Origin of the sequence: Sphingobacterium cellulitidis (assembly GCF_043187465.1) — a bacterium.
GTDB classification, from domain to species: Bacteria; Bacteroidota; Bacteroidia; order Sphingobacteriales; family Sphingobacteriaceae; genus Sphingobacterium; species Sphingobacterium cellulitidis.
On sequence record NZ_CP171136.1, the window covers coordinates 1,677,894 to 1,702,940 of the forward strand.

Consider the following 25,047-nt stretch of genomic DNA (forward strand, 5'->3'; position numbering starts at 1 on the left):
ATCTTTGTTGTAAATAATAACACAATGCATACAACAGATATTTTTGAACGATTGAGAAAAGGTGAAACTATTTTTCCAAACGACCCTGAAGCGTACAAAATGCGTGAGGCTTCATACCGAACGAAAGAATTATTAGTACAGATGAACAATGCAACCGACCCGAACGAAATAAGAGAATTGTTGAGCCGAATCATTTCTACTGAAATTGACGAAAGCGTTGCCATTTTCACGCCTTTGTATATCAACTACGGTAAACACACCAAAATCGGTAAAAACGTATTCATCAATTTTGATTGTACTTTTTTGGATTTGGGAGGAATTACCATTGAAGATAACGTATTAATAGCACCGAAAGTCAGCTTATTATCAGAGGGACATCTATTAGAGCCTGAAAGCAGACACGCATTAGTGCCGAAACCTATCCACATCAAAAAAAATGCTTGGATTGGAGCAGGAGCGACCATATTGCAAGGAGTTACCATTGGCGAAAATGCCGTTGTAGCATCGGGTGCAGTAGTCTCAAAGGACGTTCCGGATAATACGATTGTAGGCGGTATTCCTGCAAAAATCATTAAAACAGTTTAAAACAGAAAGAAAATGACAAAATTATCAATTTTAGCAGTTGCGAGCCTTATGATTTTAGGGCAGCCATGCAATGCAAATCCTAATAACGAAAATTCAGCGAATATGATTGATCCAGCAGAAACAGAACATTATACTTTCGAGTTGAGTGACAAAGTAACACGACAAAAAGTAACTTTCAAAAACCGTTATGGAATAACATTGACAGGCGATTTGTATATTCCAAAAAATGCAGAAAACGAACCTTTACCTGCATTGGCGATTAGCGGACCTTTTGGAGCTGTAAAAGAGCAATCATCAGGATTGTACGCAAATCAAATGGCAGAACGTGGATTTGTTGCGTTAGCATTTGACCCGTCTTATACAGGTGAAAGCGGAGGCGAACCTCGTAATGTTGCTTCACCTGAAATTAGTACGGAAGATTTCAGTGCTGCGGTTGATTTTCTCGGTATTCAGAAGAACATTGACCGAAACAAAATCGGGATTATCGGAATTTGTGGTTGGGGTGGATTTTCCTTGAATGCCACTGCCATTGACAAACGTATAAAAGCCGTAGCCACAACAAGTATGTACGATATGACAAGGGTAATGTCAAAAGGGTATAATGACGTGGTTACTTTGGAAGACCGTACTAAAACATTAGAAGAATTAGGCGAACAGCGTTGGAAAGACATGGAAAATGGTACACCTGCCTATCAACCTGCGTATAATGAATTAAGTGGTGGAGAAGCACAGTTTCAAATCGAGTATCACGATTATTATATGACACCAAGAGGCTATCACGAACGTTCGGTAAATTCGGGCAATTCGTGGACAATTACCACTCCATTATCATTTATGAATATGCCGATTTTAACCTATCTCAAAGAAATTTCGCCAAGACCAATGCTGTTGATTGCAGGAGAAAATGCACACTCACGTTATTTCAGTGAAGATATTTATAAAAACGCTTCCGAACCGAAAGAGTTGATGATTATTCCTAATGCCGATCACGTAGATTTGTATGATAGGGTTGATATTATTCCATTTGACAAATTGGAAACATTCTTTAAAGAACATCTGAAATAACAACAATATTATGAAACGTTCATTGGTACTCATTTTGGCTTTTATGTCAATATTAATAAGTAGTGCTTCATCTTGTAGCAAAGAAGATGATAATAATACTAACACAGAAATCTGTAAGCAAAATTTCATTTACTCAAAGATTTAGTAAAAATGCTTCTGGTTAAATAATTCCTTCTGCTTTCAATATCGTTTCTAATCTTCGGAACTCTTGCAAATCTTGCTGCAATTGCCAATTTTCATCATTTATCATCTCTACAAGCTCTTGGTCAATTTCAGCTGAATCATCCATTGGAGATAATAATTGGGACGGTTCGTCAAATTCAGTAATTAAAAAATCATATTCGAAACCTGGTTTTAATTTCTGAAATGAAAACAGATAACCAGATCCTTCAACAATAAATTTTTGTTGATCGATATTAATAGTAAACACTAGGTGATCTGGAATTCGGAATTCATGGCTATTCCGATTTGTAATAAAGCCAATCATGATTATATTATCCCTTTTTTTCAAGTTTGGCTTTAAGCCTATAATATGTTTCCTTCAAGTATTTGATATCCTCCTTCTTAATGGATAAAGGCGGAGTTATCATATCCAACTCTTTAACTTTAATAGTTAGTCTATCTCCATTCTTTAATTTCAAGTCCGCCCATTTCAAGCGATTTTCATTTCTATCAATTCCACTTGAGAATAAATAAATATTCTTTTGATCTGTTATTAAAAAAAGTTGAGAACTATCGCTCGCAATAGCTATAGGACAATTATTATTTATCGTAATCTCAAACCCTATCATATTTCATTCATTATAAATAATTAAAACTACAAAGCCAATTTCCTTAATTGGATACAGATTGGATTAGGCATTGACTCCATCCGGTCAAACTTGTTCCAAGCATAATTGATATCCAATTTGGGCTATTATTGATAGACTTATAATCCACCCATATTCTGGGCAGGTTTTACACTAATTTAAGATACATTTTTGATTTGTTTGTAAAACATTTCATAGGAGGTTATATACCTATAGGTTTATGTTGCTGGTTGGAATTATTGAATAAAATATAGTCTCATGGGGACACATTTAATCTCGATGTTATTATCTATTAATCAAAGGAAAGTTGTTGTTATCTCTTTAGAAAAATCTGCTGAAACAAGGATAGTTCAGGTATCATTAGCATAATCTTCTTTGTTTTTTTCTTTCAATTCTAAAAATCCGGGATCACTGTTTCTGCGTTATCTTTCGGCAATTGTTTTTTTGTCAGATTTTTTTTCATAGTCTCTGACAGATATTGACAGAGCTATGTTTTACAAAATGGTAATACAAGTAGTGTTTTTTCTTTCCTTTGCACCTGATAATGCGCTTTATTATTAAAAATCCAAACCGTCAACAGTTAAATGTTCATTAAGAAGTCTTGAGTAAATCTTATTCTCTTGAGCCCTATCAAAATTATTATCTTGCATCTCTTTGAATATCAATAGGTTTTTAATTAATAAGATGTAAACATAACCTTTACTTACTGATAGAGAAGAATAATTCTCAATATAATTAATTAAAGGAACATCGGAGTTATTATCTTGACTGACCATTGAGGATGAGTTTAGGGATAATATAAAAATATCTGATGGGTTAGGTAAAGAGCTGCTGGGCCTCTCAACTCCAAACACACACCCTGAGCCTTCCAGAATCGAACCCAGGCCGGCCCTTCTTTCGAATCCTGCGGACACAAAAAAAGCCTCAATCTGTGATTGAAGCTTTTTTTGTGAACTTACTGGTACAAAACTCGAACCTTTTGCTAGAAGATTTGAGGCGGTTGAGTCAGTTAAAAGATAATCCATCTCAAGATAATAAAAATGCTGAAGAAGCTAACAAACATAATAGTAGTTATTTGAAGCAACGAAATAGAAAAGAAAAATCAAATGGTGACATTATTCATGTTAGACAAAAAAAGATCTAATTTGAATATATCAAACAATTTTAGTTTCCGCTCTTCAATGTTTTTTACATTTTTTCCACTAAAAAGTGTAAACTTAAATCTCCATCATATACTCAATATATTTCACTCTACAAGAGTTTTTTTTTGACTTTTTAGTTGTCGATATTGCGATGATATTGCAAATTAATTACTCAAAATACTTTTTTTACTATTTTGTTTAGTATTTTTGTATTAAAATCCAAATTAAGGAATTAAAAATGATAATAGAATTTTCAGTGTCAAATTTTGGCCCGATACGTGAGGAACAGGTGCTCTCTTTTGAAGCTACAGCAGACGATAGCCTTAATGATTATTATGTGGCAGAACCTATTCCGGGATTGAAGCTTTTAAAAATGTTGATAATATATGGGCCGAATGCTTCGGGTAAATCTACTTTTTTAAAAGCTTTGGAATTTTTAAGAGATTTAAGTCTTTACCCTGCTAAAGCAAAATTTGAATCTTTAAACTTTGAACCGTTTTTATTTGACAGTAGATCTAAGAAAAAAAACACTATATTAAAAGTAAGTTTCATTGCAAATTCCGTCAGGCACAGTTATGAAGTAGAATTTACACAGAAATATATCTTGAAAGAAAAGCTACAATATGCACCTAAAGGAAGAATGGCAGACCTGTATGTCAGAGAAACAGATATAGACAACCAGCTTTCTAAAGTTTCTTTCGGTAGTACGGTAAAGGCAAGCTCTAAGGATATTGATTTGATTGAAGGAAATACGATTTGGAATACTACAGTAATCGGAGCATTCAACAAAACAAATGTAAATATTCCTGAGCTACAACAAGTGCTTCATTGGTTCCGAGAAACATTAATGAGTGAAATTGAGCCAGAAACAGATTTATTGGGATGGACAACAAAAAGGGTGGATGAAAATGCTTCTTTTAAAGAATCTGTTATAGAAATAATCAAAAAGGCAGATATTCAAATTAGTGATGTTGATGTTAACAAAAAAGAACGCAAATTGGATAAAGAAATGATTTCCCGCTTATCTTCCATTTTACCACCTGATGAAATGAAAGATTTATCAACTACAAAAAGTATCAAAACTATTGACTTGATTTTCAAACATCTTGTAAGGGATACGAAGGGAAAAGAAAGTACACATAATTTACCGAGAGAACAGGAGTCCCGAGGTACATTGAGGTATTATGGATTAAGTGGTGTATTATCCACCATTATTAAGGAAAACAGAATTGTGTCTATTGATGAATTAGAAACATCTCTACATCCTGACCTAATGAAACATTTCCTGTTAATGTTTTTGGCTAACTCGAATCAGTCACAAATGGTTATCACTACGCATAACTTGTTCCTGCTGGAAGAACGGGAAATCCTGAGGAAAGACGCTATTTGGTTTACACAGAAAAAGGATGACGGAACAACGGATTTATATTCACTTTCGGATTTTGACACTTCTACTATTAGAAAAAATTCTTCCATTATCAATTCGTATAAAACCGGAAAGTTAGGGGCAAAGCCGGAATTGGGCAACATTTTTATAACAGAAGACAATGGCTAGGCCTGATAAAAAAAGGAAGCTTTTACGCAGGATTGCTGTAGTAGGTGATGGTGTTACTGAGAAGATTTACTTTGAACAATTGAAAGAGTTGGAACGGATCAAAGATGTTGTCATCAAACCGGAACTACCCAACAAGTCTTCAAAAGGAGGTTCTTACAAAAAAGCAATCAATACAGCAAAATCTCTTGCAGAAGAAGGTTATGACCACGTGTATTGTCTTATAGATTTTGATACGGTGTTGTCAGAAAATAAGCTTGTGGATTTTACACAAGAACTGAAAGGTATTAAAAGCAATGAGATTACAGTTTATATCAACAATCCTTGTTTTGAAACCTGGATATTGGGACATTATGAAAAGACAGGTAAAGCTTTTGCTGATTGTGACACTGTAGGTAAAGCCATAACCAAACACCTGAAAGATTATTGCAAAAACCAGGAGTATTTACGAAAAAAGAACTTGTATAAAACTTTAAGGCCTCATCTTGAAACTAATGCTATTCCAAATGCAACATTTCTGGAAGACAACAGGGAAGAAAAAAGTAATAATTACCCTAGAGCCGAAGTATTTAAGTTTTTCCTGAAAGAAAATATTGTAAAACCTAAAAAGAAATAAAGCGATGGAAACAAATCTACAAACAAACTGCTTTAATTGTTCCCGACCTCTAACAAAGACAGGTTACTTTTGTGGTGGATGCCTGATACAAGTTAAGTGCAAATACTGTAATTCAACATTAGAAAAAGATGCTGCAGGATGTGTCAATTGCGGTACGCCTAAAGAAGTTCGGGCAGAGACAAAGGCTGGCTCGAATCAAAATATCAATACTTTCCGTATGCATGAAACAGCGACTGACAGGATTATCGAAGCAACATTCAGTGATGATGTTGCTAAAGACCTTGCCGGAACATTACGTGATGCTGCTGCTGCCGGCAGGATGAGAGCGATTGCTTCAAACATTCCTTCTTCCAATAATTTTAATGGAGCAGATGATGGAACGACTGATTTTGCTGACGCTGAAGTTGTAAGTAATGAAAATCCAACTTCTCAATCGGAGACATCTAACACAGGGTCATCAACTGCTGTTACTAATCCAGAGTCACTGATAACCTATCCTCATATTGATGATTTAATCCATAGACGATCTTATACAGAAATTGAATGGATTTTAGTTTTTGCATTCTATGAGAGTCAATATGGACAGAAAACCTTTACTTACGATAAAGTAAGAACTGCTTATCTTGACAAAAGAAAAAAAGAGTCAAGAATAAAGAACTTCAGCAGCAATTGGGCAGGATTATTAAAGACATATTTCAGAACTGTAAGTGAAGGCGTTTTTCAAATTGAATATGACAAAACAAATATTATCTCTGATTTTGTAACGGGTAAAATTACTGGTATAATAAAAGGTGTATTTGAAAAAAAGAATAGGTCCAAATCTATTTCAGCAAAGAAAACAAAAGAAGAGAATACTTCAGCTCCAACCGAGAAATCATCAAAGCCCTCTTCCCCTAAAAGGTTAAAAATATTGTCCAACATCAATTTTGAACCTGCTGGAAAAGAGAGTTTAAAAGATTTTTTTAATAAATATACCCCTGCCAATGATAATGAGCGTAATTTATTGTTTGTACATTATCTACAAAATGTTTTAGAAATAGACCAAATAACGTTCAGTCATATTTATAGCTGCTATGATATACTTGGGTTAAGAATATCTGAAAGTTTACAACAAACAATTAGAAATACTGCAAGCAGAACAAAATGGATAGAAACCCAAAAATCGATTTTATCTGTAACAATTAAAGGCAGTAATCAAATCAAAGCTTGGAATAAATAAGATTGAGATATGACATTGGACGCATTTGTACATCAGATTAATGATTTTGATACCTACACTTCAAGCAGTAAAATAGACTATTTTACCTATTATCATACTGTCATAAAAGAAAATGAAGGTGTTACCGCAAAAGATATTGAGGCGTATTTTGATGAATTGAAGACAACGAAATACTCAAACATCCCACAGTATTTAAAAAATAATACAAAGAAATTAAAAGCTAAAACACCTAAGTTCATTTTACAGAAAGGAGGATATCATTTAGAGCGTGCTAAAAAAATCGAGATAGATGCATTGATGAATATACCACGGGTAGTAGTTCCAACTAATAATTTTTTTCCTTTGGAATTGTTTGATAATACAAGAGGGTACTTAACCACCATAGCTCAGCAGGCTGCAGCTTGTTACGATAAGGGCCTATATGATGCCTGCTCTGTAATGACAAGAAAGCTATTAGAAATATTAATTATTGAAGCATTCGAACGTCATAATATTTCAAATAAACTCAAAAATAGTAGCGACAACTTTTATTATCTGAGTGATTTAATAGAAATATTCAAAACAGAAACTACTTGGAATATTGGAAGAAATGCGAAGAATGGTTTACCAAGCTTAAAGAAGATGGGTGATTTGAGTGCCCATAATAGAAGATATATTGCCCGTAAAATAGATTTAGATAAACTAAAAGACGATTTACGAATTGTGCTTGAAGAGCTGATTCATATTATTGACTATCCTAACTGGAAATAAATTAACTTTTTAATTTCAAGTTTAACTCCCCAAAAGAATAAAGCCATGTGAAAGTGTTTGGCTGCACATGGCTTTATTTGTGATCCCGCTGGTACAAAACCCGAACCATTTATTGGAAGATTTGAGGCGATTGAATAAGTTGAAAGTAGGTTTAATCCCAAAAGATTGACGTGAATTCCTATCGGCTTTTAAGTATAAAAGAATCTTCCTATGAATGTTTTCTTTGATGTTCCGTCACATAATATTACGGATCAGTCAGGCTATCTTGAACTTCGATCTAAAATATCAATGCTTTATTTGAGTAGATACAATAGACAATTAATAAAATATACCCTCTCGCTTCATATGACAGAACTATATAGTACTGATACGCATATTAATGTACATTACGACTCTGATTGGTCTTCAGTAGCAAATCAAACAACAAAGTCCTCTGGCTTTATAGTTTTCGATAAAGATACGAAGGCGATTGTTGAGATTGCCAATACTATTGAGCACAAAGAAGCAAAGAGGGCAAGGAAAGTTGGAAGTGAGGGTAAAACATTTATACAAGAGCAATTGTCAAGCAAGTCAGTTGCAAGTTTTTACAAAACAATTGATGGAAAATATTCTTTACAATCATTCGATTTAGGTACAGGTTCAAATATTTACGATAATAACCAGACTATTTAAAATAGAGTTTAGAAATTCATTCTATCTCCTTAAGGAATATGCTAAGAAAGGGTCGGGACGAAATAATTGGATTGACCTACCTAAACCTATTTACTTAAGTACTCCGCAAAAGGATGAGGTATCATCTGGAGTTAAATCGATTTTACTATCACAAAAAGAGATTGAATTGTCAATGAATGAAACAAGTAAGTTTGACGATTACTTAGACGGATTAGGTTTTCCAGAAATCTTTTTAATAACCTTTGACTGCTTTATTTTATGAGCTTCCCTATTACTCAAGAAAATTCTTTGGTAGATTTCTTCCTGCTCATTTGAAAAGCATTTATTAGGCGTTTTAGTCATAGACAATATAGATTCAATCCTATCTTGAGGTATACCATATTTTTTCAAATAGTTGATTTTTTTTCATGTTGTATCGTTATTTGAGATTAATTATTAATGCTCAACTTTTCTATTCCTAATCGGTTCAATCACCACACATAAAGTTCGTCCCCTTTTTAAATTGTTCTGTCATTCTATCAAGTTCGGGGCGGTTCTTTGTAAAACCCGAAATTTTCTCCTGATATATTTTGTCACTGCCAGCATTTTCCAGAGCTTTAATTTGTAAATCCAAATTCTGGTCCTTAATGGAATCTATTGCATAACCTATCTTCATATTTTTTACATTAAACTTAAGTATAATAAACAGATGAAACTTTGATTAATGATACGAGTTATTGAAAATCTTTGTTTTCAATTTTATGTGTCAATTTAGATCTTTTTAAGAATCTCATTATTCCACCGTTTTTTAGGATTGTTGGGAGTCAGTGATTGTTGCGTGTTGTTGTAGTTTTTTAGAAATACGATTAATGTTAACAAATTATTAAAAAAATAAATATTATTAGTTCGCATATAAATTGTATATATCTTAGCGAAAAAAAATAAAATGAAAAGAACACTTTTCTTAACTTTTATGATGCTTGCCATTTTTGTAGTATCATGTCAAAAAAAGTCCATAGTGCCTGAAACAGAAAACGAAATCACAACATTCGGACAGATCTATGCGCTATTGACGAATGATATTACCGAAATACCTAAACTGAAAAGCAAGATTATTGCGCAGTATCCAAATAAAAATACAAATGGTGAAATTATAGAATTATTCAAGTTATATGGCTATTAATAATAAAAACAGAAGACTGGTGATATTCTTGTCGGTGGTGATTTTGTCACTCTGCACGGCTTCACAATGTAAAAAGCTTGAGTATTTTGAGTCGTTTAAAGGTATTGACAGGATTGAGGGATCTAAGGTAATGCTAACGCTTGTGCCCAGGAAGAAAGTATATGCTGTAGGTGACACGATCTCGATTGATGGAACAATTCTGGCGGAGAATTTAAAGTTGCCAGATTTTTCATGGTTAGTGAGCGATCTTTATATATCAGATTTCCGTGTCTTTTTTGTCGACAATCTTAATGTACATGCTAACGTATTTCACTCCATAAATTCTGAAAACTTACGGTTTCAACGATATTCTCAAGATAATCGAACTTATACCTTCAGGAAATCATACAGACTGGAAAAAGCGGGCAAGTTCCACATCGATTACGGCATCCATGGGAGCTTCGACAAGGATGAATACGGAAACAGGATATACAGTACATTACCTATAAGATTTTCCTCAGGAAAGAAGGATCCCCCGGGATACTGGACTGATGTTTTCATGTATTTTACGAACAACGACAAGACCTTTATAGAAATCGAAGTGGAGTAACAGGTTTTTACTTCCACATATTATCTGCAGCACCGGTAACAATATTGGTGTTGCAGATGTCGTATATCACACTTACCCAAATTGATCATGCCCAAATTGAATGGAATATTCAGCCGACTCGCTTTACTACTAATTTTGGCCGGATGTAAGCAAGATTCGCCCAAACCTATTGATCCGGTTAAAGAGGAACCAACTATTCTTGATTCTGTGAATATGCTCTTCAAGGATGTATATCTCTGGAATAATCTGATTGATCAATCTTTGGACGCAAATGCTTTTGAGAACAGAGCAGATTCGGAAAATTCTCTTCGCAGCTATATAGACGCCATGCCCACAGCCCAATCCGGAACATGCAATTATTCGAATCCCAGGTGGGCACAAAAAAAGCCTCAATCTATGATTGAGGCTTTTTTTGTGATCCCGCTGGGATTGGCTCAGCCCCACACCCCCCATACACATACCCTGAGCCTTCCAGAATCGAACCCATGCCAACCCTTTTTTCGAATCCTGCGGATACAAAAAAAGCCTCAATCTATGATTGAGGCTTTTTTTGTGATCCCGCTGGGATTCGAACCCAGGACCCATACATTAAAAGTGTATTGCTCTACCAGCTGAGCTACGGAATCGTTGTTCTTTTATCGAGAACCCTTCGTTGTTTGAAGTGATGCAAAGGTAGAAAAATCCTTAATATGTGCCAAATCTTTTCAACTTAAATTTATGTTTAATCAAATAAGTCGCTGTTTTTCAGTTTGAAAAAATGAATAAAAAAATGGACTTCCCATTATCTGCGAATGGTTTTTTGTGTTTTTTGCGAAAATTTAGGAATGATTAACCACCAAATACCTGTCAAACTTCAAGGATTTCTCAAAAATGAAATAAAAAATCTACCTAGCCGAATAGACATTTCATCGGAGGGATTCCGAGTGCAGCGAGGAATCTGTTTTTTTTACCCCCATGACTTTGTCATGTGAGCAACGCGAACTATCTATTTTCAATTTTCTGCTTGTAATTCCGTTTGGATAATAATATCTTTTTCAGAATTGTTCTTTTGAGAGGGATTCCGAGTGCAAAGAGGAATCTGTTTTTTACAGCAATGAGCTTGTCATTGTGAGCAACGCGAACAATCTATTTCACCTATTTTTTAAACTCTCCGTTCTTCACAATCTATTCCCCTTTCCAGACCTTCATTCTTCACACTCATCTCAATCAATTCCTCCCTTCAAATTTCCCTTAGCCCTGCACTCCCAATTCTACATTTACTCAAACTTACATTAACCCAAACTATACCTTTCGCCTCACTTTCTTCTGAGTTTCTTCGGACCTCGTTCGAAATTTTTCGAACAAGGTCAGGAAAAAGTCCCCAGAAGGTCCCTAGAAGGTCCGAAGGAGGTCCGGAGAAGGTCCTAGTTTGAATCAAATTCCTCCCGATTATGGATAAAATAAGAGCCGTAAAAATGAATGGAAACAAAAAATCGCATCTAAACCTCTGATGTCCTCTGGAAATAATAGAGGATAAGGCAGAATGAAAAAGAATTTTAGAGAGAACTAAAATGACTTTTAATTCCAAGAAATAAATGAAGAGAAAGCAGTACTTAAGTTATCAATTCAGGAATACTAAGTTTTAGCCCTTCTAAGCTTAGAATTTAGCTTTTATCATCCTTGGGACTGCATTGATGTCATTGATGATGTCTACAGTCTTAAAACCTTTTTTGATCAGCAGGTTTTTGGTTTCTTGGGAAAGGTATTGATTGATTTCAAAATAGAGGGTTCCATCTTTTTTGAGGTGTTGCAAGGCGAAGGATGAAATATAGTCGTAAAATAGGAGTGGAGCAGAATCCTCGACGAACAAGGCAGTGTGCGGTTCAAATTGCAGCACATTGCGATGCATTTCATATTTCTCCACTTGGGTGATATAAGGCGGGTTGCTGACAATGATGTCGTATTGTTCAGCGTCGAATACGAGGTTCCATTCTAAAATATCCAGGCAACGGAATTCTACAGCACATTGCATGTTTTCCGCATTGTTACGGGCAATTTGAATGGCTTCAGTGGAGATATCAACTGCCGTGACCTCAGCTTGATTAAGGTGTTTGGCCAGACTGATGGCTATACAGCCTGTACCCGTACCAATATCGATAACTTCTAGGTTAGATGTGTTGTTATGGTCTTGGATGATTAAATCAACCAATTCTTCCGTTTCGGGCCTTGGAATTAGGGTGTCTTCTGAAACAATAAATTCCATTCCGTAGAAGGGAGCTTTTTGGAGAATATATTGAATGGGGCGACCTGTCTTGAGCTGGGATAAAATAGCTTGGAAATCCTGCACTTGTTCGGTTGAAGGATTTTCCTGCAGTTTAAGACTGATTTGAAGTTTGGAATAGCCGAGGATATGTTCTGTAGAAATCTGAAAAATGCTGCGGATTTCATCTTGATCATAGATTGAAGCCAAATCTGCTAGAAATTGTTGTCTTAAGCTGCCCAGAGTTTCCATGTAGCAAAGGTAGCGAAAAAAATGCGTGGAGTATTTTTGAAAACGGCATTGCAGGCGGGGCGATTTTATTGTTGTCATGAAAGGGCAATCCCAATAATCAAACTAATCCCTATCTTTGAAACATGCATGAGCGTTATATGAAACGATGTTTGGAATTGGCTGTTTTAGGAGCAGGCAAGACCAGTCCGAATCCGATGGTCGGTTCGGTCATTGTCTGGAATGATGAGATTATTGGAGAAGGGTATACATCGCCGTATGGAGGGCCTCATGCAGAAGTGAACGCTGTTCAATCCGTTATTGCCAAATATGGCGAGGAGCATGCGAGGCAGATGTTTTCAGAAAGTACCATCTATGTCAGCTTGGAGCCTTGTGCTCATTTTGGAAAAACTCCGCCTTGCGCAGATATGATCGTTGCGATGGGTTTCAAGAAGGCCGTGATAGCATGTTTGGATCCTTTTGCCAAAGTAAATGGCTTAGGCTTGCAGAAATTGAAGGAGGGAGGACTAATTACTGAAGTAGGGCTGCTGGAAGAAGAAGCCAAATGGGTAAATCGTAGGTTTTTCACCAAGCTAAAGGAGTTTAGGCCCTATGTTATTTTAAAATGGGCGGAGACTTCGGATGGTTATTTTGCACCGGTTAAAGGACAACGCTGGATCAGTAATCAGGCGAGCAAGCAATTGGTTCATAAATGGCGTTCAGAAGAGGATGCCATCCTGGTTGGGAAGCGCACAGCGGAAATTGATAATCCCAGTTTGACGGTTCGGGAATGGGAAGGCAAGAACCCTAAGCGGGTCTTGATTGATAAACAATTGGAACTGTCGGATAATTTGGCAATTTATGATGATTCAGCGGAGACCATTATTTTTAATGCGCTGAAAACAGATTGGCAGGGAAATCGGAAATATATAGAATTGGAGAATTTTGATCTCTATTTGCCGCAGCAAATTTTATATCAATTATATCTGATGGATATTCAGTCGATCATAATTGAAGGTGGGAAGAAGACCTTGGATTTATTTATTCAGGCTGGATTATGGGATGAAGCCCGGGTATTTGTGGGCAAAGAAGAATGGGCGGAAGGAATGAAGGCGCCTCAATTTGTTGGACAATTAAAAGAAAGCACCTTGGTCGGTTCTGATCGATTGAATATTTATATCCCCAATCCTTAAAACATAAAAAAAAGTATTCTTTAGCTAGTTACAGGCATGATGGAACATCATGCTGTTCAGACATAATGATTTCTAAATATTATCAATAGGTTAAATATAATAATTGCAGATTAAATATATTTATATTTAATCATGCGAATAGCTGAGTATATATTACATTTTATTTGGCGTTTTCGGTTGTTTAAGTCATTGGATCTTAGTGGCAAGAATGGCGAGAAGATTGAGGTTTTACATCCGGGGAACTACAACACCGATTCTGGTCCGGACTTTTTACATGCACATTTACGAATCAATAATCAGGAATGGCACGGACATATTGAGATCCATGTGGATTCCGGCGATTGGAATTTGCATAGGCATCATATGGACAAAGCCTATAATGCCGTGATTTTGCATGTGCTTTGGGAGTGGAAGCAGGATTGTTTTTCAGAGGATGGGAGCAAATTGCCTTGTTTGGAGCTGAAGGATAGGGTAGATGCGGAACTTCTGGAGAATATCGATCAGTTGTTACAAAATAATCATTGGTTGCCTTGTAGTTATGGTTTAGCGGAGGTTCCTGAATTCCAAAAGCTGCAGGTGTTGAATAGAATGGGGGTGGAAAGGTTGGAGCATCGATACAAAATTGTGGTTTTGATGTTGAAATCCTACCGTGGGGATTGGGAGCGGGTATGCTTGGGCTTAATGGCAGCTGCATTTGGTGTCAAGGTGAATAAACAGTCATTTTTGGATCTGAGCCAGATATTATCCCTCAAGCTGATGCAAAAGTTTAAGAATAATGAAGATAGCATACAGGCCTTGTTTTTTGGTCAGGCAGGTTTCCTGAAGGTTTATAAGGGGGATGATGCTTATATTCTATGTTTGAAGGAGCGCTATGATTTTATGAAATCAAGTCATAAGTTGAATGAACTGTCTGCTTTTCAATGGAAGTTCATGCGGATGCGGCCCTATAATTTTCCGACCTTAAAGCTGGCACAAATGGCTGGGATGTACACTTTGTTCAGTTCCTGGTTTTCACTGATCACTTCGGCATTAAATCTTGAGGAATTGCGGGGATATTGTTCAGAAGTGATTATTCCGGTCTTTTGGAAGACGCATTTTCATTTAGAAAAAGAATCGGTGAATCATAATTGTGGGATTTCGGATCAATTCTTCCATCTGCTGGCAATCAACTGTTTTATCCCCTTGTTATTTTCTTATGGCCGTTATATTGGTAACCAAAGCTATATGGATCGGGCCGTCAATTGGCTGGAGGGATTGAAGCCAGAGGTGAATTCGGTTTGTAAACGCTATACGGCGCATGGGATGTCCTTGTACAATGCATTGGAAACCCAAGCCGTGTTACATTTGCGGTCTGCCTATTGTAATTCCAAGCGGTGCTTGGAATGTGGTATCGGCTTATCTATCATAAAGAGGAGTTAAGCTTTAAGGATTTCTGCGATTTCGAGGAATCCTTTTTGGGCTGCCAAGTCTGAAGGCGTCTGTCCCAGTTCATTCTTTTGGGCGATATTGGCTCCATGTTCCAATAATACAATGATCAAATCGATATTTCCTTCTTGTGCAGCGAGGTGCAGAGGACTGATTCGGGAGGATTGCAAAACATTGACTTCAGCACCGGCTTCGATCAACATTTTGGCGATATTATTTTGATTGTTACTCAATGCGGAATGCAATGGGAATACCTGATAGCCGTTTTGGGATGATGAATTAGGGTTTGCACGGTTGCGAAGGAGGATTCTTACGATATCTTCCTTTCCAAAATGAGCTGCGATCCCCAGGGGATAGAATCCATGGGATGATAATTCATTGATGACATCCGGTTTTTGATCGACCATAAACTGCACCTGTTCGGTCAGGCCTGCGGCACAGGCTTCATGGATGGTAATGGATTTTATATATTTTAGGATGACCTGTACGATCTGTGTTTTTTGATAATAGCAGGCCAACAGGAGGGCTGAAATATCATGGCTGGTATTTTCCTTGATAAGTTCAGGGTTTTGGCTAAGTAATAAATCTAAATCTTGGTAGTTTCCGGTTTCTATATATTCTTCCAGTACTGTCAAACTCATAATCCTAATTTTTCGTTACGAAATAAACAAAAAAAAGTTAAATTAAAGTTACTAATAGCCTAAATTTCTTTGTTTTCTTATAAAAATTTTTCCAATAATAAATGTAATCTATACAATTTTTTTTGTTCGGTTACGAACACTATTTAATTTTTGTAGCTATTTGTCTACAAAATAGGAATTGTAGCAGGTAGTCTTATAACTTTTCTGATGATTTTTTTACTTTTGTAATGCCCTCCCCAAGGGCATGTTTTTCATAGGTAGATGTAGGGTCGAATTAATCTAATTCGACCCTTTTTTTCTTAGTTCTTCAGATTTAATTTCTAATTGGTAATTTTTTGACTTCAGGGTATTTGTTTAAACATCTAAAAATCATTGGAAAAACCCTGTTTTAGGTAGTCTGCGGGAAGTTTTATATGTTTGTAACATGAGGAAGAAAAAAATCGTTGTAGCCATCACTGGCGCGTCCGGATCCATCTATGCGAAGGTGTTAATGGATAAGCTTCAGCAGCTTTACGATCAGATCGAGGCGGTAGGAGTCGTGATGTCCGACAATGCCAAGGATGTGTGGCGTTTTGAGCTGGATGACGATGGTTATAAGCAATATGACTTCCCCACTTACCAGAAAAATGACTTTATGGCGCCCTTTGCATCAGGTTCAGCAAAATATGATACCATGTTTGTAGTTCCGTGTTCCATGGGGACAATGGCCAGGATCGCGCATGGGATTTCCTCGGATTTGACCACACGTGCCGCGGATGTTATCCTGAAAGAGCGTCGCAAATTGATTTTGATTACTCGGGAGACTCCTTTAAGTAGCATACATATCCAGAATATGGCGCTGATAACCCAGGCAGGTGGTATTATTTGTCCGGCATCCCCCTCATTTTATAGTCGTCCACAAACATTTGAAGAGCTGGCAGCGACAGTGATTGATCGCGCATTAGATATTGCAGGCTTTGAACTCGACAGTTTTCGTTGGGGGAAAGAATAGCATAGACTGCCATACACAAGCTGAAGATTGAGTAAGCAGATTCAGTGTCAAAAGAACGATTCCTAAAAATATTATTACAGTATTCACTGAATTTTGTACTTTTGTTTTTTAATGAAACAGCTGTTAACATCTTCGAATAAGGAGTTTTTATACTTGAAGAAGGTTTTTGAAAATGCTCATTGGAAAAGAACCTATGATTGGCTGGCTGGTTTTCACAAACTAAACAATTGCGTTCAGCACAATTTTTTGATTTTCAATTCAATTCATGGCTACAATATTAATTAATTCTGCGACTTTGGTTTCGGCAGGACACCCACTGCATATGTCTACGGTTGATGTACTTGTGAAAAATGGCAAGATTGAACAGCTTGCTAAGCAAATCAAGTCAGATGACAAGAAGATTCAGGTAATCGATGGGAAAGGCTCTTTTCTATCGGTTGGATTTTTTGACCTCAATGTAAATTTCGGTGAACCGGGATATGAGACCAAAGAGGATATTCAGACGGGTACTGCAGCAGCAGCGGCAGGAGGATTCACAGCAGTAGCTGTACAACCCAATACCAATCCGCCCATCCATAGTCGTTCGGAAGTAGCATTGATCGTTAATTCGGCGAAAGGAAATCTGGTGGATGTTTTTCCCGTTGGAACAGTCAGTAAAAAGCGCGAAGGCAATGAGCTGGCTGAGCTCTATGATATGAAGATCACCGGAGCAGTAGCTTATAGTGATGGAACACATAGCATTCAGCAGGCAGGGTTGATGTCACGGGCATTATTATATGCCAAAGGATTTGGCGGCTTGATTATGGCCTTTCCGGAGGATGATTCCATTGCAGCAGATTCCAAAATGAATGAGGGCGAGGTCAGCACTTATTTGGGAATGAAAGGAATTCCAAATCTTGCCGAGTCCGTGATGATTTCCAGAGACCTGTTCTTAGCAGAATATAATGAGGCACCTATCCACTTCAGTACCATTTCAACAGAAGAGGCCGTAGACTTGATCAAGAAGGCAAAAAGCAAGGGTATCAAAGTAACCTGTGATGTAGCTGCGCATAACTTAGTGTTTACAGATGAGGATGTTAAAGGTTTTGACAGCCACTATAAAGTAAGTCCGCCACTACGTACCAAGAAAGATGTAAAAGCATTGATCAAGGGTTTGAAGGATGGGGTAATCGATGCGGTTGTTTCCCAGCACACGCCACAAGAAATTGAATTCAAACAAGTGGAATTTCAGATTGCGAAGAATGGAATCATTGCGTCTCAGACTGTGTTACCATTATTGTTGAAGGCAGGCTTGACAGTAGAACAAATCGTAGAGAAGTTGTCGATCAATCCTCGAAAAATCCTAGGATTGGAAGTTCCAGTGATTGTAGAAGGCGCGGAAGCAAATTTATTGTTGTTTAGTCCAACGAAAAAATGGATATTTGATAGAGACAGCAATAAATCTAAATCGGCAAACAGTCCATTATTTGGGCAAGAATTAACGGGTCAGGTTTTGGCTGTAATTAATAATAATAAATTGCACATCAATTAATTATCATATGGATACTAAAGTAAAAAAAGCTCTAGAAGCTGCTGTAAATAATTATGCTACAATCGAGCAAATTGATGGTCAATCCATTCTCCCAGGATTAGCTTCAGCCTTTGAATTAGAAGCACCATTCATGGAGAAGGTGGATGCTATGGATAGCGTTTTTGATGATAATCAACGATTTGAAGAACTTCGTGAATACGCATTTGATTTACTGATGATCAATTTCTTTGCGGAGGATGTTCAAAAACTGGAAGAGGATTATTTGGATTCCGAAGAGTGGGAGGCTATTGAAGAGGAGACATTGGATCGTGGTTCAGAGTTGTTGAATATTCTATTGTACCTACGTGAATGTGCTGACGATGATGTAGAACCATCATTGGATGACTTCTTAAAAGAGTTTTTATTGGTCGAGGAAGATGAGTTTCAGGATGAATATAGAATTTATGAGAAGGTAATTGCCAATCAGATCTTGGTGGAGAGCAGTTATCCTGAGATTTCAAAAATTGCGAAGGGTCTTTCAGAAGATGATGAGTTACAGGACCTGTTTTATCCATTGGTATCCTTTTTTAATGAACAAAATCCTAATGCTGAGCAATTGGAAGCCTATGCTGATGCAGCTCCCAACAAAGCATTGGATCTTGCCCTATTGCAACTAATCATAAACTATAACTCATAAATCATGGATGCTATCAACCCTTCAAATGATGTAAAGAAAAAAGCCATTATCAATGGTGTTATTTTAGGAGTAATTTCTATTGTTCTTTCCATTATTTCACTTTATTTCTCGAAAACATCGACGTCCATCGTGACATCAACCATTTTAAACATTGTGGTAAATTATGTTGTTTTTATAGCGATCGCAGTGTTTTTTGTATTGCAATTAAGAAAAGCTAACGGCGGGTATTGGGATTTTTCCACTGCCTTAAAGAATATCTTCATTATGTTGGCAATCACAGCAACGATTGGTTTAATCGGCATAACAGTTTTCAATGTGATTAATCCGGATTTTCAGCGGGAAGCCATTGAGAATACGCAAAATTTGACGATTGAGATGATGGAGGCTAGTAATCAATCGGATGAACAAATTGATGCGACTCTAGAATTATTGGATCAGCAAAAAGAGGCTTTGGGTTCTATGTCTATCGGGCAAACCTTAAAAGGCTTGGCAATTTCCTTATTATTATATTTTGTTTTAGCATTGATTTTTGCTGCAATTTTCAGGAAAGAGAAGCCGATGTTTAAGACAGCAAGTCCAGCGGGTGATGCACATCCTTGGCAGAGTAATGAAAACAACGACAATAACGCATAATAAACGCTAACGTTTATATGATAAAGGTATCATCCAAAAATGATACCTTTGTTCTTTATTAATTATGGACATTTCAGTAGTAATACCATTATACAACGAGGAAGAATCACTTCCTGAATTGAGTGCTTGGATCAAGCGCGTCATGGATGCCAATAACTTCTCTTATGAGATTGTTATGGTTGATGATGGCAGTAAGGATAATTCGTGGAAGGTTATCAAGTCCTTAAAGGCTCAGGATGAACATATTATTGGGATTCGTTTTCGTCGGAACTATGGAAAATCCGCGGCTTTAAATGTTGGTTTTGCAGCGGCGGAAGGCGATGTTGTGATCACGATGGATGCGGACTTGCAAGATAGCCCTGATGAGATTCCGGAATTATATGACCGGATCAAGAATCAAGGAGCAGACTTGGTGTCTGGATGGAAGAAAAAGCGTTATGATCCCTTAACCAAGACTATTCCTACGAAACTGTTCAATTCGGCGACACGTAGCATGTCGGGCATTGACAATCTACATGACTTTAATTGTGGATTGAAGGCCTATAAGAAGGATGTGGTCAAGAGTATTGAGGTATACGGTGAAATGCATCGTTATATTCCAGTATTGGCGAAGTGGGCAGGATTCAGTCAAATCCAAGAACAGGTTGTTCAGCATTATCCTAGGAAATATGGTACTACAAAATTTGGTCCGGGTCGTTTCGTAAAAGGCTTCCTTGACTTAATGTCTATTTTCTTTGTTGGGAAGTTTGCAAAACGTCCAATGCACTTTTTCGGTCCATTGGGAGTAATCAGCTTTTTATTAGGATTCTTTATTACCATCTGGTTGATTTGCGAAAAGTTGATGAGCATTGCCAATGGTACGGAGTATAGAAATGTAACCGATCAACCTTTGTTCTACTTATCATTGGTAGCCATCCTAATTGGATCTCAATTATTTTTGACAGGATTTGTGGCGGAACTCGTTTCTAGAAACGGTTCTGATCGAAATAAATACCATGTAGACGAAGTCATCTAATATGTTTTTTTCCATCATTGTTCCGCTCTATAATAGACCTGTAGAAATCAAGGAAATGCTGACCTCATTGTTGGATCAGGATTACAAGGATTTTGAGGTTATCATCGTAGAAGATGGTTCAAAGAATAAATCAGAACATATTGTAGATAAGTTCAAAGACAAGCTTGACATACAGTATTTCTTTAAGGAGAATGAAGGTCAGGGCTTTGCCAGAAACTATGGTTTTGAACGTGCGAAAGGGGATTATTTTATTGTTTTTGATTCCGACATCATTGTTCCGGTTGATTACCTGAACAAGGTTCTGGAAGGTATCAAGAAGGATCAATGGGATGCCTTTGGCGGTCCGGATGCAGCACATGAATCATTTACACCTATTCAGAAGGCCATTAGTTATTCCATGACTTCTCCATTTACCACAGGAGGGATTCGTGGCAATAAAAAGCATGTCGGTCAATTCCATCCCCGAAGTTTTAATCTAGGAATTTCAAGGGAGGTATGGGAAAAAACCGGCGGTTTCAAATTATCCCGACGATCGGAAGATATTGAATTCAGTATTCGGATGATCAATTCCGGGTTTAAGGTAGGATTAATACCAGATGCCTTTGTTTACCATAAACGTCGAACCAGTTTTAGTCAATTCTATAAACAGACCTATAATTTTGGAAAGGGAAGAATTGATATCTATTGTTTATATCCTAAGGAATTAAAGCCTGTTCATGCCTTACCAGCAGTATTTGTATTGGGCTTGATAGGTTTGCTCATGATCAATGTGATCAACTTATTGACCATGGACGAGATTTATTTCTTGCATATTTTGGGTTTATTGGGCAATCTATTCTTGCTACTCTATACAGGATTATTATTCTTGCATGCCTTGGTTAGTACAAAGAGCTTAAAGGTGGCGATATTATCTGTTGTAGCGGCCTTTACCCAGTTGATTGCATACGGTTCAGGTTTTTTGAGCCAGTATGCACATAAATTTATTACGGATAAAAAGGGGCCAAAGAATTGATAAATTCCTTGTGCTTTCTTAAATTGTGATGAGGAGAAAATATGATTTCATTAACACAAGGAAGTTTAGATAAATTAGAGGCCTTATTTGGCGACTTAGGTTATAAATTGCGCTATGAAAAAGGTTCTTTCCGAACCGGAGCCTGTATATTGCAGAATTCCAAAGTCGTGGTTGTGAATAAATTTTCTACGGTCGACATGAAGGTTGTATCCTTATTACAGATCATGGAGACGATGGAAGTTGATGAATTATTAATTCAGGAGAAGTTAAAACCCTTTTATCAGCAAATAAAAAAATCGAGGATTACGGTTTGAGAATAACGTTTTTAGGTACAGGAACCTCGCAAGGTGTTCCGGTTATAGCATGTCCATGTGCGGTTTGTCATTCGGAGGATAAGCGGGATAAACGCCTACGTTCTTCGATATTGATTGAATATAATAACCATACCTTAGTTGTTGATACGGGTCCTGACTTCCGATATCAGATGTTGCGTCAGCCGGTGAATCGCCTTGATGCGGTACTGATGACTCATTCCCATAAAGATCATATTGCAGGTTTAGATGATGTCAGAGCCTATAATTATCAGCAACAGCAATCTATTCCCATTTATTCCAATAAGGCGACGCATGATGCATTAAGGAAGGAATTCTATTATGCCTTCAGTGATTATAAATATCCTGGGGTACCCCAATTGGAGTTGGAAGAAATCTTCGCGGGAAAGGCTTTTGAACTTTACGGGAAAGATATTTTGCCGATTGAAGTGATGCATTATAAGATGCCGGTTCTAGGATTTAGGATTGATAATTTTGCTTATATCACCGATGCCAAAACCATATCGGAGGAGAGCTTCAAATTGCTGGAGGGGGTAGAGGTTTTAGTCTTGAATGCCCTTCAACGAGAACCCCATATTTCTCATTTAACCTTGGAAGAAGCGATTGAAGTTTCCAATCGAATTCAACCCCAAGAAACCTATCTTACCCATATTTCACATCGATTTGGAAGGCACGAGGACATAAGTGCTAGCCTACCGGATGGAATTTATCTATCTTACGATCAGTTAGTTATTGATTTGTTTTAAAAAAAAATGGCAGTTTAAAACAATTTGTTTGAACTGTGTGTTTATCCTTATGAAATTGAATCATTGAATAAACTATTTTAACAAAACACAAATTTTAACTACTATGGGAAATATTTTGTATTTAATCGCAGTTATTCTTGTCATCATTTGGGCAATTAGCTTTTTTGGAGGTTATGCTACTGGTGGTATTATTCACATCTTATTGGTTATTGCCATCATTGTGGTATTATTAAGAATAATCAGAGGTAACGCTTAGATTTTATTAAATAAGAGTTGAGCAATGGCTAAATCTTCTTCGAAGGTGATTTTCAGATTTTGATGTTCACCGGGTAGGAGATAGAGGTTGTTGCTCAGCTTTTCAACAACAGAGGCATCATCGGTAAAATAATCCTCCTCGGGTTGTTCGTAAGCTTCTACTAAAAGGTCAGCCATAAATAATTGCGGGGTTTGGACCAGCCAAACCGTTTGTCTATCGACAGCATGACTATTCTCTTGATTTCCTATTCTTACTGAATTGGTACTTTGTACGGCAGGAATTACTGCTGGACGATTCTTATGACAAGTTAGGAAGAGATTATCAATCAATACAGAACTTACCAGCGGTCTTGCGGCATCATGTACAGCGATTTTAGAATCTGCTGTTAGCGTTTGAGACTTCCTGATGAATTCAATACCATTTTTTACGCTTTGGAATCTGCTATTGCCACCTATGGTAATATGGTGTGGGATATTAAACTGATAGTTTTGACAAATTTCTTTCCAGTAATCGATCATTTGTTCAGAAAGAACGAGAATGATTTGGGGCTTGCAGTTGGAGTTGGCGAATTTTTCCAAGGTATGCATCAATATGGGTTTTTCCTGAAGCAATAAGAATTGTTTCGGGAGATTTCCTCCAATCCTGGAGCCCGTACCGGCGGCAACTATAATTACAAAATGCGTAGACATACCTTAAATCACTATTAATTTGGAAAAGTAAGTAAATTATTGGAAATAAAAAACGCAGATCGTAGGATCTGCGTTTTCGTATATAGGAGTAATTTAATTAAATAATTAACATCGCATCTCCGTAGCTATAGAAGCGGTATTTTTCTTTCACAGCCACTTCATAAGCATTCATTACGTTTTCATAACCTGCAAATGCTGCAATCATTACCAATAGGGTAGATTGAGGCGTATGGAAGTTTGTGATCATGGAGTTCGCAATGCTGAAGTCATAAGGAGGGTAGATGAATTTTGAAGTCCAGTCATTCGCTGCTTTCAAGTGTTTGTCAGCAGACACTGAAGATTCAATAGCACGCATAGAAGTAGTACCTACGGCACAGATTTTACGTTTGTCGTCAATACCTTTATTTACGATACGAGCAGCTTCTTCAGAAATGATATACTGTTCAGAATCCATTTTATGTTTCGTCAAGTCTTCAACTTCCACTGTTCGGAACGTACCTAGACCCACGTGAAGGGTTACTTCGGCGAAATCCACCCCTTTAAGTTCAAGGCGTTTCATAAGTTCGCGGGAGAAGTGTAGACCTGCGGTTGGAGCCGCTACAGCACCTTCGTTTTTCGCATAGATTGTTTGATAACGGAATTTATCTTCCGGGGTTGCTTTTCTTTTGATGTATTTAGGAAGCGGAGTTTCACCTAAGATTTCGATATTCTTACGGAATTCTTCGTCAGTTCCATCAAAAAGGAAACGGATTGTACGTCCACGTGAGGTTGTATTATCTACAACTTCCGCAACTAATAAATCATCATCTCCGAAATATAATTTATTACCCACACGGATTTTACGTGCTGGATCAACTAAAACATCCCAAAGACGTAATTCTTTATTAAGTTCTCTTAATAAGAATACTTCGATTGTCGCGCCAGTTTTCTCTTTATTGCCATACATTCTAGCAGGGAAAACCTTAGTGTTGTTCAAAATCATTACATCTTTATCATCAAAATAATCCAGAACATCTTTGAAGATCTTGTGTTCGATTTTTCCGCTATCGCGGTGTAAAACCATTAAACGAGATTCATCTCTTTGTTCTGAAGGTTCAGATGCTAGTAATGACTCAGGAAGATTAAAGTTGAATTGAGATAATTTCATGTTATTCTACTGATGTATTATGCCCTCTAGCCTTACTGGGGCTAGATTTTAAAAAGGCTTACAAAATTACGAATTTTTCGCTGAATTATTGCCTTTTTCTTGTATTACAACAATTTAATGATAATCCTAAAG

The 25,047-nt window shown here is 37.0% G+C and carries 28 protein-coding genes and 1 tRNA gene; 20 read left to right on the forward strand and 9 right to left on the reverse strand.

Annotation, left to right across the window (positions count from 1 at the left end):
- The first annotated feature begins 24 nt into the window (after positions 1 to 24).
- Together ACF3OC_RS07295 and ACF3OC_RS07300 are read left to right on the forward strand one after the other, a co-directional pair.
- Positions 25 to 585, forward strand: coding sequence for a sugar O-acetyltransferase (locus ACF3OC_RS07295; protein WP_094281364.1), 561 nt, complete (start codon positions 25 to 27; stop codon positions 583 to 585).
- 12 nt (positions 586 to 597) lie between these two features.
- Complete coding sequence (locus ACF3OC_RS07300) at positions 598 to 1,650, forward strand: alpha/beta hydrolase (protein ID WP_094281366.1); 1,053 nt, start codon at positions 598 to 600, stop codon at positions 1,648 to 1,650.
- A 160-nt stretch (positions 1,651 to 1,810) separates the two neighbouring features.
- Here ACF3OC_RS07300 and ACF3OC_RS07305 read toward each other — a convergent pair whose 3' ends face one another.
- The 3 genes from ACF3OC_RS07305 to ACF3OC_RS07315 all read right to left on the reverse strand — a co-directional run bounded on the left by ACF3OC_RS07305 (position 1,811) and on the right by ACF3OC_RS07315 (position 3,484).
- Complete coding sequence (locus ACF3OC_RS07305; protein WP_144043725.1) at positions 1,811 to 2,137, reverse strand: hypothetical protein; 327 nt, start codon at positions 2,135 to 2,137, stop codon at positions 1,811 to 1,813.
- A 7-nt stretch (positions 2,138 to 2,144) separates the two neighbouring features.
- A complete protein-coding gene (locus tag ACF3OC_RS07310) occupies positions 2,145 to 2,441 on the reverse strand; it encodes a hypothetical protein (RefSeq protein ID WP_094281370.1) in 297 nt (98 codons plus the stop codon).
- 575 nt (positions 2,442 to 3,016) lie between these two features.
- Entirely contained in the window at positions 3,017 to 3,484 is a 468-nt protein-coding gene (locus ACF3OC_RS07315; RefSeq protein ID WP_392471231.1) for a hypothetical protein, read from the reverse strand.
- Positions 3,485 to 3,839: 355 nt separating this feature from the next.
- Between ACF3OC_RS07315 and ACF3OC_RS07320 the strand changes: the two genes are divergently transcribed.
- The 5 genes from ACF3OC_RS07320 (at position 3,840) to ACF3OC_RS07340 (ending at position 8,410) form a co-directional block, all read left to right on the forward strand.
- Positions 3,840 to 5,156, forward strand: a complete 1,317-nt coding sequence (locus tag ACF3OC_RS07320; protein WP_094281374.1) for an ATP/GTP-binding protein — start codon at positions 3,840 to 3,842, stop codon at positions 5,154 to 5,156.
- Complete coding sequence (locus tag ACF3OC_RS07325; protein ID WP_094281376.1) at positions 5,149 to 5,769, forward strand: RloB family protein; 621 nt, start codon at positions 5,149 to 5,151, stop codon at positions 5,767 to 5,769. Before ACF3OC_RS07320 ends, ACF3OC_RS07325 begins: the two co-directional genes overlap by 8 nt.
- A gap of 4 nt (positions 5,770 to 5,773) precedes the next feature.
- Positions 5,774 to 6,988 carry a zinc ribbon domain-containing protein gene (locus ACF3OC_RS07330; protein WP_094281378.1) on the forward strand — a complete coding sequence of 405 codons (1,215 nt, stop codon included), beginning with the start codon at positions 5,774 to 5,776 and terminating at the stop codon, positions 6,986 to 6,988.
- 9 nt (positions 6,989 to 6,997) lie between these two features.
- Positions 6,998 to 7,738, forward strand: coding sequence for a hypothetical protein (locus tag ACF3OC_RS07335; protein WP_094281380.1), 741 nt, complete (start codon positions 6,998 to 7,000; stop codon positions 7,736 to 7,738).
- A 210-nt stretch (positions 7,739 to 7,948) separates the two neighbouring features.
- Positions 7,949 to 8,410: a hypothetical protein gene (locus ACF3OC_RS07340; protein ID WP_094281382.1), complete on the forward strand. Its 462-nt coding sequence runs from the start codon at positions 7,949 to 7,951 to the stop codon at positions 8,408 to 8,410.
- 466 nt (positions 8,411 to 8,876) lie between these two features.
- Here ACF3OC_RS07340 and ACF3OC_RS07345 read toward each other — a convergent pair whose 3' ends face one another.
- Positions 8,877 to 9,065 (reverse strand): recombinase family protein, encoded by a 189-nt coding sequence (locus tag ACF3OC_RS07345; RefSeq protein ID WP_094281384.1) that lies wholly within the window; start codon positions 9,063 to 9,065, stop codon positions 8,877 to 8,879.
- Between the two features lie 270 nt (positions 9,066 to 9,335).
- Between ACF3OC_RS07345 and ACF3OC_RS07350 the strand changes: the two genes are divergently transcribed.
- Together ACF3OC_RS07350 and ACF3OC_RS07355 are read left to right on the forward strand one after the other, a co-directional pair.
- The gene (locus ACF3OC_RS07350) at positions 9,336 to 9,572 is read left to right on the forward strand and encodes a hypothetical protein (protein WP_094281386.1); all 237 of its coding nucleotides are present in this window, start codon (positions 9,336 to 9,338) and stop codon (positions 9,570 to 9,572) included.
- A 142-nt stretch (positions 9,573 to 9,714) separates the two neighbouring features.
- A complete protein-coding gene (locus ACF3OC_RS07355) occupies positions 9,715 to 10,161 on the forward strand; it encodes a hypothetical protein (RefSeq protein ID WP_144043726.1) in 447 nt (148 codons plus the stop codon).
- Positions 10,162 to 10,714: 553 nt separating this feature from the next.
- Here ACF3OC_RS07355 and ACF3OC_RS07360 read toward each other — a convergent pair.
- Both ACF3OC_RS07360 and prmC read right to left on the reverse strand, forming a co-directional pair.
- Positions 10,715 to 10,787, reverse strand: a tRNA-Lys gene (locus ACF3OC_RS07360).
- A 1,010-nt stretch (positions 10,788 to 11,797) separates the two neighbouring features.
- A complete protein-coding gene (gene prmC / locus ACF3OC_RS07365; protein WP_094281390.1) occupies positions 11,798 to 12,652 on the reverse strand; it encodes a peptide chain release factor N(5)-glutamine methyltransferase in 855 nt (284 codons plus the stop codon).
- 122 nt (positions 12,653 to 12,774) lie between these two features.
- Between prmC and ribD the strand changes: the two genes are divergently transcribed.
- A complete protein-coding gene (gene ribD / locus ACF3OC_RS07370) occupies positions 12,775 to 13,821 on the forward strand; it encodes a bifunctional diaminohydroxyphosphoribosylaminopyrimidine deaminase/5-amino-6-(5-phosphoribosylamino)uracil reductase RibD (protein WP_094281392.1) in 1,047 nt (348 codons plus the stop codon).
- A 132-nt stretch (positions 13,822 to 13,953) separates the two neighbouring features.
- Positions 13,954 to 15,240, forward strand: coding sequence for a DUF2851 family protein (locus tag ACF3OC_RS07375; RefSeq protein WP_392471235.1), 1,287 nt, complete (start codon positions 13,954 to 13,956; stop codon positions 15,238 to 15,240).
- On the opposite strand, the gene ACF3OC_RS07380 is transcribed toward ACF3OC_RS07375, so the two are convergent.
- Entirely contained in the window at positions 15,237 to 15,887 is a 651-nt protein-coding gene (locus ACF3OC_RS07380) for an ankyrin repeat domain-containing protein (protein ID WP_094281396.1), read from the reverse strand. The genes ACF3OC_RS07375 and ACF3OC_RS07380 overlap by 4 nt on opposite strands.
- A 424-nt stretch (positions 15,888 to 16,311) precedes the next feature.
- Here ACF3OC_RS07380 and ACF3OC_RS07385 point away from each other — a divergent pair, with 424 nt between their 5' ends.
- The 9 genes from ACF3OC_RS07385 (at position 16,312) to ACF3OC_RS07425 (ending at position 23,079) form a co-directional block, all read left to right on the forward strand.
- Positions 16,312 to 16,878: a UbiX family flavin prenyltransferase gene (locus ACF3OC_RS07385; protein WP_094281398.1), complete on the forward strand. Its 567-nt coding sequence runs from the start codon at positions 16,312 to 16,314 to the stop codon at positions 16,876 to 16,878.
- 265 nt (positions 16,879 to 17,143) lie between these two features.
- The gene (locus ACF3OC_RS07390; RefSeq protein ID WP_094281400.1) at positions 17,144 to 18,409 is read left to right on the forward strand and encodes a dihydroorotase family protein; all 1,266 of its coding nucleotides are present in this window, start codon (positions 17,144 to 17,146) and stop codon (positions 18,407 to 18,409) included.
- 7 nt (positions 18,410 to 18,416) lie between these two features.
- Complete coding sequence (locus tag ACF3OC_RS07395) at positions 18,417 to 19,085, forward strand: hypothetical protein (protein WP_094281402.1); 669 nt, start codon at positions 18,417 to 18,419, stop codon at positions 19,083 to 19,085.
- Between the two features lie 3 nt (positions 19,086 to 19,088).
- On the forward strand, positions 19,089 to 19,718 hold the full coding sequence (locus tag ACF3OC_RS07400) for a DUF4199 domain-containing protein (RefSeq protein ID WP_094281404.1): 630 nt from the start codon (positions 19,089 to 19,091) through the stop codon (positions 19,716 to 19,718).
- Between the two features lie 64 nt (positions 19,719 to 19,782).
- Positions 19,783 to 20,733 carry a glycosyltransferase family 2 protein gene (locus tag ACF3OC_RS07405; protein WP_094281406.1) on the forward strand — a complete coding sequence of 317 codons (951 nt, stop codon included), beginning with the start codon at positions 19,783 to 19,785 and terminating at the stop codon, positions 20,731 to 20,733.
- 1 nt (position 20,734) lies between these two features.
- Entirely contained in the window at positions 20,735 to 21,745 is a 1,011-nt protein-coding gene (locus ACF3OC_RS07410) for a glycosyltransferase (protein WP_094281408.1), read from the forward strand.
- Between the two features lie 41 nt (positions 21,746 to 21,786).
- Positions 21,787 to 22,059, forward strand: a complete 273-nt coding sequence (locus ACF3OC_RS07415; RefSeq protein ID WP_094281410.1) for a hypothetical protein — start codon at positions 21,787 to 21,789, stop codon at positions 22,057 to 22,059.
- Positions 22,056 to 22,823 (forward strand): MBL fold metallo-hydrolase, encoded by a 768-nt coding sequence (locus tag ACF3OC_RS07420; protein ID WP_094257004.1) that lies wholly within the window; start codon positions 22,056 to 22,058, stop codon positions 22,821 to 22,823. Before ACF3OC_RS07415 ends, ACF3OC_RS07420 begins: the two co-directional genes overlap by 4 nt.
- 103 nt (positions 22,824 to 22,926) lie before the next feature.
- Complete coding sequence (locus ACF3OC_RS07425) at positions 22,927 to 23,079, forward strand: lmo0937 family membrane protein (RefSeq protein WP_138090834.1); 153 nt, start codon at positions 22,927 to 22,929, stop codon at positions 23,077 to 23,079.
- Here ACF3OC_RS07425 and ACF3OC_RS07430 read toward each other — a convergent pair.
- On the reverse strand, positions 23,076 to 23,768 hold the full coding sequence (locus ACF3OC_RS07430; protein ID WP_094281412.1) for a 2-C-methyl-D-erythritol 4-phosphate cytidylyltransferase: 693 nt from the start codon (positions 23,766 to 23,768) through the stop codon (positions 23,076 to 23,078). The two genes, ACF3OC_RS07425 and ACF3OC_RS07430, sit on opposite strands and share 4 nt — an antisense overlap.
- Before the next feature lie 97 nt (positions 23,769 to 23,865).
- Positions 23,866 to 24,915: a tRNA preQ1(34) S-adenosylmethionine ribosyltransferase-isomerase QueA gene (queA, locus tag ACF3OC_RS07435; RefSeq protein ID WP_094257006.1), complete on the reverse strand. Its 1,050-nt coding sequence runs from the start codon at positions 24,913 to 24,915 to the stop codon at positions 23,866 to 23,868.
- Between the last annotated feature and the right edge of the window lie 132 nt (positions 24,916 to 25,047).

Coding starts and splice junctions, on each gene's coding strand:
- ACF3OC_RS07385 (WP_094281398.1), top strand. CDS start 16,312: ATGAGGAAGAAAAAAATCGTTGTAGCCATCACTGGCGCGTCCGGATCC.
- ACF3OC_RS07315 (WP_392471231.1), bottom strand. CDS start 3,484: ATGGATTATCTTTTAACTGACTCAACCGCCTCAAATCTTCTAGCAAAA.
- ACF3OC_RS07345 (WP_094281384.1), bottom strand. CDS start 9,065: ATGAAGATAGGTTATGCAATAGATTCCATTAAGGACCAGAATTTGGAT.
- ACF3OC_RS07300 (WP_094281366.1), top strand. CDS start 598: ATGACAAAATTATCAATTTTAGCAGTTGCGAGCCTTATGATTTTAGGG.
- ACF3OC_RS07295 (WP_094281364.1), top strand. CDS start 25: ATGCATACAACAGATATTTTTGAACGATTGAGAAAAGGTGAAACTATT.
- ACF3OC_RS07375 (WP_392471235.1), top strand. CDS start 13,954: ATGCGAATAGCTGAGTATATATTACATTTTATTTGGCGTTTTCGGTTG.
- ACF3OC_RS07410 (WP_094281408.1), top strand. CDS start 20,735: ATGTTTTTTTCCATCATTGTTCCGCTCTATAATAGACCTGTAGAAATC.
- ACF3OC_RS07390 (WP_094281400.1), top strand. CDS start 17,144: ATGGCTACAATATTAATTAATTCTGCGACTTTGGTTTCGGCAGGACAC.
- ACF3OC_RS07425 (WP_138090834.1), top strand. CDS start 22,927: ATGGGAAATATTTTGTATTTAATCGCAGTTATTCTTGTCATCATTTGG.
- ACF3OC_RS07305 (WP_144043725.1), bottom strand. CDS start 2,137: ATGATTGGCTTTATTACAAATCGGAATAGCCATGAATTCCGAATTCCA.
- ACF3OC_RS07340 (WP_094281382.1), top strand. CDS start 7,949: ATGAATGTTTTCTTTGATGTTCCGTCACATAATATTACGGATCAGTCA.
- ribD (WP_094281392.1), top strand. CDS start 12,775: ATGCATGAGCGTTATATGAAACGATGTTTGGAATTGGCTGTTTTAGGA.
- ACF3OC_RS07330 (WP_094281378.1), top strand. CDS start 5,774: ATGGAAACAAATCTACAAACAAACTGCTTTAATTGTTCCCGACCTCTA.
- queA (WP_094257006.1), bottom strand. CDS start 24,915: ATGAAATTATCTCAATTCAACTTTAATCTTCCTGAGTCATTACTAGCA.
- ACF3OC_RS07320 (WP_094281374.1), top strand. CDS start 3,840: ATGATAATAGAATTTTCAGTGTCAAATTTTGGCCCGATACGTGAGGAA.
- ACF3OC_RS07395 (WP_094281402.1), top strand. CDS start 18,417: ATGGATACTAAAGTAAAAAAAGCTCTAGAAGCTGCTGTAAATAATTAT.
- prmC (WP_094281390.1), bottom strand. CDS start 12,652: ATGGAAACTCTGGGCAGCTTAAGACAACAATTTCTAGCAGATTTGGCT.
- ACF3OC_RS07400 (WP_094281404.1), top strand. CDS start 19,089: ATGGATGCTATCAACCCTTCAAATGATGTAAAGAAAAAAGCCATTATC.
- ACF3OC_RS07325 (WP_094281376.1), top strand. CDS start 5,149: ATGGCTAGGCCTGATAAAAAAAGGAAGCTTTTACGCAGGATTGCTGTA.
- ACF3OC_RS07310 (WP_094281370.1), bottom strand. CDS start 2,441: ATGATAGGGTTTGAGATTACGATAAATAATAATTGTCCTATAGCTATT.
- ACF3OC_RS07350 (WP_094281386.1), top strand. CDS start 9,336: ATGAAAAGAACACTTTTCTTAACTTTTATGATGCTTGCCATTTTTGTA.
- ACF3OC_RS07430 (WP_094281412.1), bottom strand. CDS start 23,768: ATGTCTACGCATTTTGTAATTATAGTTGCCGCCGGTACGGGCTCCAGG.
- ACF3OC_RS07405 (WP_094281406.1), top strand. CDS start 19,783: ATGGACATTTCAGTAGTAATACCATTATACAACGAGGAAGAATCACTT.
- ACF3OC_RS07335 (WP_094281380.1), top strand. CDS start 6,998: ATGACATTGGACGCATTTGTACATCAGATTAATGATTTTGATACCTAC.
- ACF3OC_RS07415 (WP_094281410.1), top strand. CDS start 21,787: ATGATTTCATTAACACAAGGAAGTTTAGATAAATTAGAGGCCTTATTT.
- ACF3OC_RS07380 (WP_094281396.1), bottom strand. CDS start 15,887: ATGAGTTTGACAGTACTGGAAGAATATATAGAAACCGGAAACTACCAA.